The 13,024-nt window shown below is 49.4% G+C and carries 8 protein-coding genes; 6 read left to right on the plus strand and 2 right to left on the minus strand.

Annotated elements, in window-relative coordinates:
* The first annotated feature begins 343 nt into the window (after window positions 1-343).
* The 3 genes from NSB25_RS04530 to NSB25_RS04540 all read left to right on the plus strand — a co-directional run bounded on the left by NSB25_RS04530 (window position 344) and on the right by NSB25_RS04540 (window position 5,227).
* Window positions 344-1,552: an ArsR/SmtB family transcription factor gene (locus tag NSB25_RS04530; protein ID WP_103238259.1), complete on the plus strand. Its 1,209-nt coding sequence runs from the start codon at window positions 344-346 to the stop codon at window positions 1,550-1,552.
* 62 nt (window positions 1,553-1,614) lie between these two features.
* Window positions 1,615-3,456 carry an ABC transporter ATP-binding protein gene (locus NSB25_RS04535; protein ID WP_172454951.1) on the plus strand — a complete coding sequence of 614 codons (1,842 nt, stop codon included), beginning with the start codon at window positions 1,615-1,617 and terminating at the stop codon, window positions 3,454-3,456.
* Complete coding sequence (locus NSB25_RS04540) at window positions 3,449-5,227, plus strand: ABC transporter ATP-binding protein (RefSeq protein ID WP_103238261.1); 1,779 nt, start codon at window positions 3,449-3,451, stop codon at window positions 5,225-5,227. The genes NSB25_RS04535 and NSB25_RS04540 overlap by 8 nt, the downstream gene beginning before the upstream one ends.
* A 92-nt stretch (window positions 5,228-5,319) precedes the next feature.
* On the opposite strand, the gene NSB25_RS04545 is transcribed toward NSB25_RS04540, so the two are convergent.
* Window positions 5,320-7,320, minus strand: a complete 2,001-nt coding sequence (locus tag NSB25_RS04545) for a helicase-related protein (protein ID WP_103238262.1) — start codon at window positions 7,318-7,320, stop codon at window positions 5,320-5,322.
* 293 nt (window positions 7,321-7,613) lie between these two features.
* Here NSB25_RS04545 and NSB25_RS04550 point away from each other — a divergent pair, with 293 nt between their 5' ends.
* Window positions 7,614-9,884 (plus strand): extracellular solute-binding protein, encoded by a 2,271-nt coding sequence (locus NSB25_RS04550; RefSeq protein WP_103238263.1) that lies wholly within the window; start codon window positions 7,614-7,616, stop codon window positions 9,882-9,884.
* Window positions 9,885-10,011: 127 nt separating this feature from the next.
* Here the strand turns inward: NSB25_RS04550 and pepF are convergent, their stop codons facing one another.
* Window positions 10,012-11,808, minus strand: coding sequence for an oligoendopeptidase F (gene pepF / locus NSB25_RS04555; protein WP_103238264.1), 1,797 nt, complete (start codon window positions 11,806-11,808; stop codon window positions 10,012-10,014).
* A gap of 206 nt (window positions 11,809-12,014) precedes the next feature.
* Between pepF and NSB25_RS04560 the strand changes: the two genes are divergently transcribed.
* Window positions 12,015-12,386, plus strand: coding sequence for a hypothetical protein (locus NSB25_RS04560; protein WP_103238265.1), 372 nt, complete (start codon window positions 12,015-12,017; stop codon window positions 12,384-12,386).
* Window positions 12,383-12,952 (plus strand): DUF2087 domain-containing protein, encoded by a 570-nt coding sequence (locus tag NSB25_RS04565; protein WP_103238266.1) that lies wholly within the window; start codon window positions 12,383-12,385, stop codon window positions 12,950-12,952. Before NSB25_RS04560 ends, NSB25_RS04565 begins: the two co-directional genes overlap by 4 nt.
* Window positions 12,953-13,024 lie beyond the last annotated feature (72 nt).

The following is a 13,024-nucleotide window of genomic DNA, read 5'->3' on the forward strand; positions in this document are numbered from 1 at the left end:
TCATAGACTTACCTCCGTATAGCGGTATCAAAAGTTAAGGTTCAACTTTTAATACCTGTGATAGAAATATAGTCTATTGTCACATATTTTGCCTCCATAGTCGAGGTACGCACTATCTACCGTTTACGGGCTGCTGGTACGTCAGGAACAGTACCGGTAATGTAAAATATTATATTAGATAATTATAAAATATTATATAAATTACAAATATTTAAATAAGTGGAAAATACACTTGACTATAATAAAGTATTGTGATAAATATATTATATAGTGAAGGAGAGAAAATCAGTAGAAGTCAGGATGAAAGTAAAATGAAAAGTAAAATAAAACGAGGAGAACCCAAATGAGCGGACAATGGAATATGACGGTGCGGCCGGAACCGTTCTGGCTGGAGGAAGTATTTGCATGTATGAATTATGTGCATATGCTGGACAGCGAAGAATGGCTGAATGAGAACGGCAGCTGGAGCCGGAGACAGAAGGAAGAATTCCTGGTTCCTTATCGGAGCTACCGGGGAGCCATGCGAGCCAGGCTGCAGCCAATTCTGGAGCAGTATTCTCTGCTGGGGGGGTATGTGGATTCTGTGCCCAGGGAGAGGGAGAGTCTGCGGAGCTATGAGCCGCCGATGATGTCTTTTCTGAAACAGATGCAGTCCGTGCTGGAGGCGGAGGAGCACCCTTCAGAGGAGGAACTGGAGAAGACACTGAATGAAGCTTTTCAGCGGATGCTGGACAGTGATCTGCAGAAGTCTCCGGATGCGGGAGAGCCGGTGATCAGGGGACTGTCAGATGTGATGGCGGCGCTGGAAGGATGGGAAGGGTCGGATGCGGATAAGTTTAAGCTTCTGAGGCTGTATTCGGAGCGCCGGGAAGTGATGGAGCAGCTCTGGAGCCTGCAGGGACCTGCCGGGGAAATCGGGCGGGACTGCCTGAGATATGTGCAGGAACGGTATGATGCCTGTATGGAGAAATTGAGGAAACAGGAGGAAGTGGAGAGCCTGCTGAATGCAGTGGGGCTTAACTGCGGAGAGAACAGTATCGGCCAGATTACCCCTGCCGTCATGCTGTATGATCAGATTATGGTGCAGATAAGGGAATTTGATCGGAGTGCAGGAGCATTTCAGACGAATCTCCATCTGGGACTTGAGACGTTTTATCTGTATCAGTCCAGGCAGGAAGATTTATTCAACGATGAGCGTCTTCTGGCCGGACTGAAAGCATTAAGTGATCCAACCAGACTGAAAATCCTGCATCTGCTGGTGGAGCGTCCCTGTTATCTGCAGGAAATGGCAAAGGAACTGGAATTGACGCCTGCCACGGTTCTGCATCATCTGGGACTTCTGATGTCACAGGCTCTGATTGAGATACAGGTGACAACGGAAAAAAAGAAGGTCTATTATCGGGTAAACAGGCAGGGACTGGAAGAGGTGAGTCAGGGAATTCTGCAGCTTGAACTGACCCGGGAAGAGCGGGAGGAACAGGTGCAGGAAGAATTGCGGAAACAGTCTCGAAATGCCCATGCCGGGGAACATTTTCAGACCTGGACCATGTAGCTGAAAATGATTTCTCTGCAGAGGAAGGAGAATTTCGAGACGGAACAATAATGGAGGTTGAAATGGACCATTCAAAAGGAAAGACATCTTATCCGCTGAAGGCGACACTGAAGAGGATGCTGCGGAATGCAGCTGCGCAGAATCCGAAATTATTTCTGTTCTGCGGGATTTATACAGCGGCTGCGGCAGTTTACCCTTTTCTGGCCGTACTTCTGCCGAAGGCGGTTCTGGGAGAATTGCAGAAAGGAGCGCAGGCCAGGCCGGAAGTTGTGTTGCTGATTGCGGCAGGGTATTTTGTCCTGGCAGGAATCTTTGGATTTGTTCGCACTTTTTTACTGCGTATGCCTTATTCTCAGATTTCGCTGCTCAGGCTGGACTATGTAAAACTAACCTGTGTCAAAATCATGGAAATGGCGTATCCGCACTGTGAAGATGCCGCATTTAATGAAAAATATGAAAAGGCTTTTATCGCGACCCAAAGCAATGACAATGGAGTAGAGGGAATCTATCACAAGCTGTATGAAATGCCGGCGGTCATGCTGGTGATTCTGTGTCTGAGCGTTTTCATCGGCCGACTGAGCATACCGGTTCTGCTGGGGCTGGCCTTAAATCTTGCCGCCATTGTGTGGATTGGCCGCAGGAGCCATAATTTTCGGTATGGGAAAAAGGAGCAGGAAGCCAGGCAGAGACGCAGAGTGGGGTATTATAATCGGGTGACTGCCGATTTTTCCTATGGCAAGGACATTCGGATGTATGGAATGAAAGACAGGATTCTGGAGAATGCCTCCGAGGAAATCCGGGTATATCGTAAGCTGAACCGGCTGCTGGCGGGAAAGGAATATCATCTGGGATTTCTGGGGCTGGCTGTGGTGCTTTTGAGTGATATATTGACTTACGGCACATTGATCAACCGTACTGTAAACGGCATGTCGATTGCGGATTTCTCCATGTATCTCACGGCGGTACTCACACTGTCGGCCTACCTGAAGGAAGCAGCAGAGAAGCTGAGCTTTGTGGTGAACGAGGGACAGTATGTCCATGAGCTGTATCAGTTTCTGGATACGGATATGGGGGAGAAGGGCGGAAATCATCGGGCCATTCAGGGGGATACACTGGAAATTGTCTTTGATGATGTGAGCTTCCGTTATCCGGGGGCGGAGAAAGATATATTCCGGCATCTGAATCTGACCATTCATAAAGGAGAACGTCTGGCTGTGGTGGGCGTTAACGGCGCGGGCAAGACTACGCTGGTAAGCCTCATGATGGGGCTGTACGATGTGACGGAGGGAGAAATCCGTATCAACGGCATTCCCATAGCAGAATTTGACAAGAAGGAACTGTATTCCATGTTCTCCGCCGTGTTCCAGGATGTGAATATTCTGGCATTCACTCTGAGGGAAAATGTGGCGGGATGTCTGGAGGGCATTGACGACAATCGGGTGACTGCCGTACTGGAACAGGTGGGGCTGACGGAAGCGGTAAACGCCCTGCCGAAGAAGACGGAGCAGATGATGCTGAAGGTTATCGAAGAGGATGGCGTACTGCTGTCCGGCGGGCAGAACCAGAAGCTGTCCATAGCCAGGGCGCTTTATAAGGATGCGAACATGGTGATCATGGACGAGCCGACAGCTGCGCTGGACCCGCTGGCGGAGGCGGAAATTTATGAGAATTTCAGCGCGCTGGTAAAGGGGAAAACGGCGGTGTATATTTCCCACCGACTGGCCAGTACCCGATTCTGCGATCACATCGCCTTTTTTGACGGAGAGGGGTTGAAGGAATATGGAACCCACGAGGAACTGATGGCGCGCCGGGGCAGATATTACGAGATGTTTACCGTGCAGGGAAAGTATTATACCCAGGCGGCAGAGAGCGTATCCGAAGAGGAGGAAAGCAGTCATGAATAATGGAAAGAAACTGAAATTGTTTTTCCGCCTGTCCTGGAAGACGGCTCCTTCTTATATCCTGCTGCTGATTGTGCAGACGCTGATGAGCGGCGGACAGGTGGTAATGAATGTGGTACTGCCGAAGTTCCTTATCGACGAGCTGACGGGTGCCTGTGAAATGAAAAGGCTGGTCTTCTTCGGCGGTCTGGTAGTGGGGTCCAACCTGTTCTTTGCCTGGTTTGCAAAATTTATGAAGCGATATATGGATGTGCAGAATCCTTATGTGAGCCAGAAAATGGAGCTTCTGCTGGGAGAAAAGGTTATGAGTCTGCCCTATGCGAAGCTGGAAGACCCTTATTATCTGGATTTGAAAGAGAGGGCGGCATTTGCTTTTCTGAATCAGGAGGCTATGCTGAATATGATTACCGGCCTGGCAGATTTGCTGCAGAAGGGAAGTACTTTGCTGGGGCTGACGGTGATTATGGTGACTTTAAGTCCGGTGCTGGTGGGAATCCTGCTGGTTTTGATCGGGGTGATGCTTCTGCTGCAAAGGAGACTTTCTGTCCATATGCAGAAAATCCACCAGATGATTCTGCCCATAAACCGCCGGTACGGATATTATGTCAATACAGCCTTCGATGATAAGACGCAGAAGGATGTTCGACTGTACGATATGTCAAAAATGCTGGGGGACCGGGTGGCCTGGTACAACCGGGACATGACGGAGACTTTCGGCAGCTATCGCAGACAGGAAGGATTTTACATGGGGCTGTACAGTGTGATCAATGACCTGCAGGCGGCGATTTCCTATGGCTATGTGGGGCTGCGGGTGATTACGGACTGGTTCGGCGGACGCATCGGGCTGGGTTCCTTTACCATGTATGTCAATGCTGCCGTACAGTTTTCTTCCAATATTACCGGATTCGGTGAGGCGGTGATCAGGCTGAGTCAGCTGCTGGGGTATCTGGATCCGTTTATGGAACTGATGGAGCTGCCGGATGAGCAGGATTCCCTTCGGGGGATATCATTTTCAGGACCGGTGGAGAGTATTGCATTTGAGAATGTGGATTTCACCTATCCGGGCAGTGAGAAAAAGGTGTTGGATCAGGTGAGCTTTTCCGTGAAAAAGGGAGAGAAAATTGCCGTGGTGGGATTGAACGGCGCGGGCAAGACAACCCTCATTAAGCTGCTGTGTCGTCTGTATCAGCCCTGCGGCGGCAGGATTCTGGTAAACGGCCGGGAGATTCAGGAATACGATTATGCCTCCTATATGGCACAGATGGCAGCGGTATTTCAGGATTATCGCCTCTTTAATTTTACCCTGGAAGAAAATATCAGCTGTCGGGAAGCGGGACAGGACGGGAAAGTGGTGGAGAAGCTGGTGGAACAGGTGGGACTGTCAGAGAAAATAGAAGAACTGCCCAGGGGACTTCACACACTGCTGGGCAAGGCCTATGACGAGGAGGGCACGGAGCTGTCCGGCGGTCAGCAGCAGAAAATCGCCATTGCCAGAGCTCTGTATAAGGACGCCTCTCTGATTATTCTGGATGAACCTACCAGCGCACTGGACCCGCTGGCCGAAGCGGAAATCTATGAGAATTTCAATGAACTGGCGGGAGGAAAGACTGCTTTCTACATTTCTCACAGGATGTCGTCCAGCGTGTTCTGTGACAGGATTCTGGTGATTGACGGAGGACGGGTGGCGGAATTTGCGCCCCACGGGGAACTGATGAAAAAGGAGGGCAGCCTGTATCGAAAAATGTTCGAAGCACAGGCGGAGAATTATGTCTGAGGGCACAGGATATTCGGGAGCAGATGTTCTGCCGGGACGGAAGGACACCGGGGAATGGAATAGAATGTGGATTGAAATGCTTTGGAGGGCGGTTATCCCGCCCTCCGATTTGCCTTCTTTCTGATGCGGATGGGAGCATTGTCCTCCCCGCTCTGTCTCATCTGGCCATGACAGCTTTCACACACGCCGAAACTGGTCTCCAGAGGCAGAGGAATTCCGCAGTACTGACATTTTCGAATGTAGTTCTTCTTATCCTTTGTCAGGAAACGCATAATGGTATCTTCCGTTTTTTCCCGCTCTTTTTTCAGCTTTGCAAGATCTGTTTCCTTGCCGAGCCGGACGGAAAACTGATAATACAGATCCAGCAGCTTGTAAAAAGTCTCATAACGCATGAGACCTGAGTCAGAACACATCATCAGGGCCGGAAAATGAAGAGATACATCTGCCGTATAGGTTTTGCAGTAGTACAGCCAGAGGGCAACCACATCCCGGTTCCTGGTATCAATGGAGCAGGTCAGCATACGGTAAAGGATATGCTTGTCTTCAAATCCATCAATTTCTTTTCTGTCCCGATAAGCTCTTTCATAGAGAAACAATACATCCTCAATGCTGATTTTCTCAAAAGGCGGTTCGATCTCCACGGATTTCCAGATGGACATGACAGCATCCAGGGGCTCGTCCATATCCAGAAGTACCTGTGGGAAACCGAGGCTCACATGGTCCACCTCCGGCTCCTGCCCATGGAAATGTTCCCTGATAAAGCTTAAACCCTCCGGTCCCACGGCATTGACATATCCTGTATCGTAGAGTCCGAAGCGCCCTGCCCGTCCGGCAATCTGACGGATTTCCGAAGTGTTCAGGGGCCGGGTATGCTTCCCGTCAAATTTTTCAGTATGAACGAAGACAATCCGCCGTACAGGAAGGTTCAGGCCCATGCCGATAGCGTCTGTGGACACCACTATCTGGGTCTGACCCTCCGCGAAAATGCGTATCTGCCTGCGCCGGATCTCAGGGGGAAGACTTCCGTAGATGACGCTGACCTGAAGGCCGCGCCGTTCCAGGCGGGCTGCGATATCCAGCACCATTCGCTTCGTGAAGACGATCAGCGCATCGCCTTCCCGGACATCTTCCGGAAAGGAGAAAGGCTCTTCCTCGCAGATCAGCTGTGTCTTTCTCTCATATCTGTGCGTCTCGAAAGTGTCTCCGCACAGGGAGATCAGATGGGTGACGACCTTCTCGGCGGAGGGACTCATGCATACATGAATCTCGTGGGCCTGTGTGCCTAAAATGGCTCTGGTCCAGGAGTGACCTCTGTCGGAATCCGCAATCATCTGAGCTTCATCTATCACTGCCACGTCATATTTCTGATCCATGTCCAGCATTTCCACTGTGGAGGAAGTGATCCGGCTGTTCTCTTCATATATGCGCTCTTCGCCGGTGAGCATGGTACAGGGAATCCGGGCTTCTTTCATTCGCTCATACACCTCCAGCGCCAACAGCCGCAGGGGCCCCAGATAGACACCGTTCTTCGCCAGCTTCAGCCGCTCCAGGGCCTGATAGGTCTTCCCGCAGTTGGTGGGGCCGATATGAAGTATGAATCTCCGGGGCATTTCGAGAGCTTTGGGAAATTCTGTCTCGGGTCTGGTGGGAACCAGATCGATAATCTGATTCTTCAGCTCGCCGTTCATATATTGATTCAATGTGGAACGGAGGGTTTTCTGACAGATGTCGAAAGACTTCTCTTCCCGAAGAAATTCCAGAAATCTCGCGGTGACCAGTTCCTGCTCGTCTGATTTCAGACTGGCCACATCCAGCCGGACCAGCTCGTTGAGCATAAGATCTCTGATCTTCGCAATGGCAAACTGATTGTTCTCACGGAAAGCAAAATAGGACAGATTTCGAATCTGCCTGTGATATTCTTCCAGATGGGGCTGGGAGACATGACCGTTTTTCGTACGCCGCATTTCATCCAGCAGAATGTCGATTCTTTCCCTGTAAGTCTTTTTACCCGTATTGTTTTTCTTTTTTACCTTTTTGGCACAGTCTCTGTATTGATTAAAATAAAACTGCGATAATTTTTCCTTCTGTATCATCCGCAAACCTCGTGTCGGACAGACCGACTTTTCTCTGTCTATTGCACACACTTGTATCAGTATAGCATAAATTTTCCGTTTGCAAAAGCCTGTTTTCAATATTGGAGTTGAGAATTGTTTCCTGCATGTAACAGCTCAGACAGGAAGGATGACGATTTCACAGTTTGAACACAGATAAGACACAGTTCAAACACAGACTGTTGACATTTTTCTGTTAGGATTAAGGGCATACCGAAGGGGCTTCACCCTTTAGAGACATCGCGCAGGCGACTATATTTGGAGGTAACAGGAAAATGAAAAAGGGTAAATGGAAACGGGGAATGGCAGCCATGCTTGTGATAGCACTTTGCACAGGTGTGGCGGGAGGCTGCGGAAAGGAACAGCAGGAGAGCGGCAGTCAGGCGAAAACAGGAGACGTGGGAGCCGACAGGGGCAGATATGTGGAGCGGGAAGAGACATGGCCCGTGGAACTGGCGGACTGGACGGTTCTGCAGATTTTCACGTCGCAGGATAAACTGCATCTGCTGGCAGCGAAAGAGGAGGACGGGAAGACAGTTCTGCGGGAGTGGGAGAAGCAGGAGAGCGGCTATGCGGATGTGACACAGAACTGGCTGGCCTCCATGAAGCTGGGCAGCGGAGACTGGCTGGATGCGCGGCTGCTGGAGGCAGAGGACGGCACACAGTATCTCTATGCTCAATATATGGAAGAGGAGCAGGAGAATTTCCTGGGACATTTGTGGAGAGGAGAAGGGGATACCGCGGTGGAAATCACGCCGGAGAAATGGTCCGTTCCCAATGAAGAGTGGGGCGGCTATGAGATGATACAGGGGTTGGCGGCACTGAATAACGGGACATTGGCAGTTGTTTCCTATTCCTCCATGGATATCCTGTCAGGGGCGGACGGAAAGGTGCTGGAGAGTGAACAGGCTCCTGCAATCTATGAAGGTCGTATGGTGACAGAGGGAGAAAATGTATATCTGAGTACTTCAGACGGAAACGGCTACCAGATTGAAAAACGAAGAGAAGGCAAAAGCAGTGACGTGGAACAGATTTCGTTTATGCCGGATGGTGCCTCTGCCGCAGGCAGCGAAGAATCCGGTATGATATCGGTGGGCGGCGCGGGAGCTCTGGCCCTTTCTGTGCTAAAGGACGGTACACTGATTGCCGCGGGAGAAGAAGGGATTTTCCGGCTCACAGGCGGCAGCCCGGAAGGAGAATGGGAGAAACTGGCGGAGGGTGTGGATACAAATTTTGCCATGAAGGATTATGCCTGTCTTGACCTGGCGGCTCTGGAGGACGGCAGTATTTATGCATTGTTCCAGACAGAGGGGGAGGTAAAACTGTATCGCTATGAGTATGATCCCAATGCGGTTTCTCAGGTGACGCAGGTTTTAAAACTGTATACCGTTTACGAGAGCGATTTGCTCAAACAGGCGGCAGTGATGTATCATAAAGCGCATCCGGAGGTGATGATATCCATAGAAAATGAATATCCCATGTATCATTACGGCGATACGGACTATGATGCGGTCTATCAGAAGCTGAATACCATGTTGATGGGAGATGATGCGCCGGACATTCTGATGATGGATCATCTGAATGCGGACGACTATGCGCGGAAAGGACTGCTGGAAGATCTGGAGGATGTGGTGGGCCCCATGGAAGAGAGCGGAGAGCTGCTGTCTAATATTACAGGCAGCTATGTGCAGGAGGACGGGAAACGGTATGTGGTGCCTCTGCAGTTCGGGTTTACAATGACACTGGGCAGAGACCTTGCGCCGGAGAATATGGCGTCTATGGAAGCACTGGCGGAGTTCCTCTCCGGGACAGATTACAGTTACATGGGAAAACAGACCACGGCGAATCTGGTATATCAGTTTTACACCTTTTTCTGCAATGAAATCGTGGACGGAAAAGAGCTGAACAGAGAAAAGTTAAGTCAGTACATGAAGTATCTGAAGGCCATCGGAGACAACTGTGGAATCATTGATGCCTGGCCGGAAAATGAGAGGGCCGCCGATATGTGGAATCTGAGCGCAGAGGCGAAGCTGGCGTTTCAGAAGGCGAACGGATTTATGAACTGTATGACCCCCGTGGCCATGGCGGAGTATATCAAGGGAGATTTTACTGCCTTTGAGAACAGATTCATTCCGTCTCTGGAGGCCGGAATCTGTGCGAAGAGTCAGTATGTGGATACGGCGAAGGACTTTCTGCGTTTCGCGCTGTCAGCGGAATTCCAGAGCGCAGACGGCGACAGCGGCTTCCCGGTGAACAGGCAGGCGCTGAAGACACAGGCGGCGAAGGACCGTTCTGAATTCCAGATTTACACATCGATTCAGGCGGATGACGGAAGCTATGTGGGATTTGAAGCGAAAAGTTATTCTCAGGAGACGGCGGACCGACTGGCTGCCATGTGCGAAGGCCTGGATAAACCTGTAAAGGAAGATGCGAAAATCTGTCAGGTCCTGACAGAATGCCTGCCGGAATATCTGAAAGGCACACTGTCGGAAGAAGACACCATACATAAGATAGAGGAATCGCTGAAGATGTATCTGGCGGAATAAGGGGAAGAACCCGATTTTACTGTTGCATAAGGAGGTTGGATATGGCAGGATCAGCAGTCAGCCCCGTGAACGGGGCTGACTGCTTCCTTAAATACGAACAGAGTGATGACGGTTGTAGAAGCAATGTCTACACCAGTTTTTCCAGTTCGTCCAGCACCTGGCCGAAGACATCCAGTGCATCCTGAATAGGGCGGGGAGTTTCAAGATCGACACCGGCGATTTTCAACAGTTCCACAGGAGGCTGTGAGCAGCCGCCTGACAGGAATTCCTTATAACGTGCCACAGCGGGAGCGCCCTCCTGTAAAATATTCCGCGCAATGGCCACGGCTGCAGAGAAACCGGTAGCATACTGGTACACATAGAAATTATAGTAAAAATGTGGAATTCTGGCCCATTCTCTGGCGATTTCCGGATCGGAGACCATGTCCGGACCGAAATACCGGCTGTTCAGTTCATAATAGACATCATTTAACACCTGGGCTGTGAGGCTTTCACCGGCCTCTGCCATGGCATTGGTTTTCTTTTCAAATTCCGCGAACATCGTCTGACGGTATACCGTACCTTTAAAACTGTCGAGATAATGATTTAACAGATAGGCGCGTTCTTTGGTATCTGTGGTATTTTTCAGCAAATATTCCATCAGAAGGATTTCATTACAGGTGGAGGCTACCTCCGCCACAAAAATTTTATATCGTGAATAGAAATAGGGCTGCGCAGTATTGGAATAATGGGAATGCAGAGAATGTCCCATCTCATGTGCCAGAGTAAACATACTGTCAAGGCTGTCATCATAATTCATGAGAACATAGGGATGTCCGCCGTAAGCCCCGGCAGAATAGGCCCCGCTTCTTTTTCCCTCATTCTCGTAGACGTCGATCCAGCGATTGCTGAAGCCTTCCTCCAGCAGTCGGATATAATCTTCTCCCAGAGGTGCGAGCGCTTTCAGAATAGTCTTTTTCGCCTCCTCATAGGGAACTTTCCGGCTTGCATCGGGAATGATGGGTGTGTAGACATCGTACATATGTAACTCATCCACCTGGAGCAGACGTTTGCGAAGTCTGACATAGCGATACATTTTATCCAGATTGGCATTTACGGTGGCAACCAGATTGTCATATACCTCCGGAGAGACATTATTGCGATTGACTGCCGCCTGGAGCGTGGAAGGATATTTGCGGGCTTTGGCGTAAAACATCAGCTGCCTGATCTGACCGCTGTAGAGGCTGGCCAGAGTATTCTCAAACTGTTTATAGGTCTGGTACATTTTCTCAAAGGCTTCTCTGCGCACCCGCCGATCAGAGGACTCCATCAGGGGAAGATATCGGCCGTGGGTGATACGGATGGAGTCCCCATTCTCATCTGTCATTTCCGGAAGCTTCAGATCCGCATTATTGAATACCGCGAAGGTTTCCTCAGGAACATTGGACATTTCGCTGGCCATGGCCAGCAGTCGTTCCATTTCTGCGGGAAGATGGTGCGGCTTCAGGCGCTGAATTTCCTGGATATATTTCCGGTATCCCTCCAGCTTCGGCTGCTGTGTGAAATACTGCTCCAGAGTCTCCTGCTTCAGTTCCAGGATTTCCGGGTCGATAAAGGAAAGTCTGCTGGAAATGTCAGTATAAATGCTGCGAAGCTTTTGCGACATGGCCAGATGGGTCGTGTCGCCTGTATCCTGATCGCTCAGCCGTTCCGCATAGTTGAAAGCAGGATCCGTCTTCTTCCCCATTTCTTCCAGTTGGGAGAGCGTGGAATACAGGCTTTCCGCACTTTCCGTTACCTTTCCTTCCATTTGCTCCAACCGGGAGGCAATTTCCTGTATTTCCCGCACAGCGTTTTCCCAGGAGGGAATATCTGCGTAGAGGTCTTCCAGATTCCAGGTAAACTCTTTTTTTACCTCATTCCTTTTTAATAATTCCTTTGCCATAATATATTTCCTTTCTGCTGACTGGCCTGCATTCCGCATCAGCGGGATGATATGCCATATGCGCAATATTATTATAATATATTTTGGAAAATTTGGAAAGTTTTCAGGGAAAAATCATATGTTGACTTTTTGAAGAGGAATAGTAAAATCAATATAACATCAGGCCGGAGGGAAATACAAACAAAAAGAAAAACGGGGGTTAGCATATGATCGAACAGAAAATAACGAAGCTAAACAGCTATTTTGATAAACAGATTTCATTATGCGGGCAGTGTAATAAAAAAATGCTGGCAGAAGAGCGTGGGGACGAGGCTGACTTTGAAAAGGTAAAAGCAAACATCTATGATATTTTCCGCACAATATTTTCTGTTGCGGTTAAGGCAGGCAGAGGGGATGCTGAAGCAGTAAAACGCTTTTTCATACTTAAAATCGAGCAGATTCCTTCAAATTGGGTATCCGCTTACAATAAGGCCAGACAACATGACGATGCGGTCAAAATGCAGATTGAGCAGATCAAGCTTGACACTGCCCGTGAGATAAAGGAAACGTTTGAAATGATCTGGGAGGAAGAAGAATGACAGAGACAGAGGCAATACGCCTGTTCAAGTGCTTATCGGATAAGTCACGGCTGCAGATTTTGAAATCACTTGCAATCGAGGATATGTATGTAGAACGGCTGGCGGAAAGGTTGGGGATTACGGCACCGACGGTGTCTTTCCATCTCAAAAAGCTGGCAGATGCCGGTGCAGTTACTTCCTATAAAAGTCAGTATTATATGATGTACTCTCTCAAAAAGGAGATTTTTGATACAACCATATTGGAAATTCTGCAGGAGAAGTCCGACGAAGCAGAAGTTCAGGCCCGGCGGGATGAGGAATATCGCCAGAAGGTGATTAACACATTTTTTGAATATGGGAAACTGAAGTCCATTCCTGCCCAGCAGAAAAAGGAGCGCATCGTTCTGGAAGTCATTGCTCAGGCATTTGAATTCGACCGTATCTATTCCGAGCGGGAGGTAAATATCATGATTGCGGATTTTCATGATGATTTCTGTACGATCCGCAGGGATATGATCGGTGAACAGCTTTTGGCCCGGGATACAGATGGATACTGGCGTGTTAAGCCGGAGAATCAGGAGAGATAAATCTGGAAGTGCTGTTTGCAACCGGGGGTTGCCAAACAGCACTTTGACGTTGGTGGTAAATAGTATTGTCAT

The organism is Acetatifactor muris, assembly GCF_024623325.1.
In the GTDB taxonomy this organism is placed as follows: domain Bacteria; phylum Bacillota; class Clostridia; order Lachnospirales; family Lachnospiraceae; genus Acetatifactor; species Acetatifactor muris.

Coding starts and splice junctions, on each gene's coding strand:
- NSB25_RS04545 (WP_103238262.1), bottom strand. CDS start 7,320: ATGATACAGAAGGAAAAATTATCGCAGTTTTATTTTAATCAATACAGA.
- NSB25_RS04550 (WP_103238263.1), top strand. CDS start 7,614: ATGAAAAAGGGTAAATGGAAACGGGGAATGGCAGCCATGCTTGTGATA.
- NSB25_RS04560 (WP_103238265.1), top strand. CDS start 12,015: ATGATCGAACAGAAAATAACGAAGCTAAACAGCTATTTTGATAAACAG.
- NSB25_RS04530 (WP_103238259.1), top strand. CDS start 344: ATGAGCGGACAATGGAATATGACGGTGCGGCCGGAACCGTTCTGGCTG.
- pepF (WP_103238264.1), bottom strand. CDS start 11,808: ATGGCAAAGGAATTATTAAAAAGGAATGAGGTAAAAAAAGAGTTTACC.
- NSB25_RS04535 (WP_172454951.1), top strand. CDS start 1,615: ATGGACCATTCAAAAGGAAAGACATCTTATCCGCTGAAGGCGACACTG.
- NSB25_RS04540 (WP_103238261.1), top strand. CDS start 3,449: ATGAATAATGGAAAGAAACTGAAATTGTTTTTCCGCCTGTCCTGGAAG.
- NSB25_RS04565 (WP_103238266.1), top strand. CDS start 12,383: ATGACAGAGACAGAGGCAATACGCCTGTTCAAGTGCTTATCGGATAAG.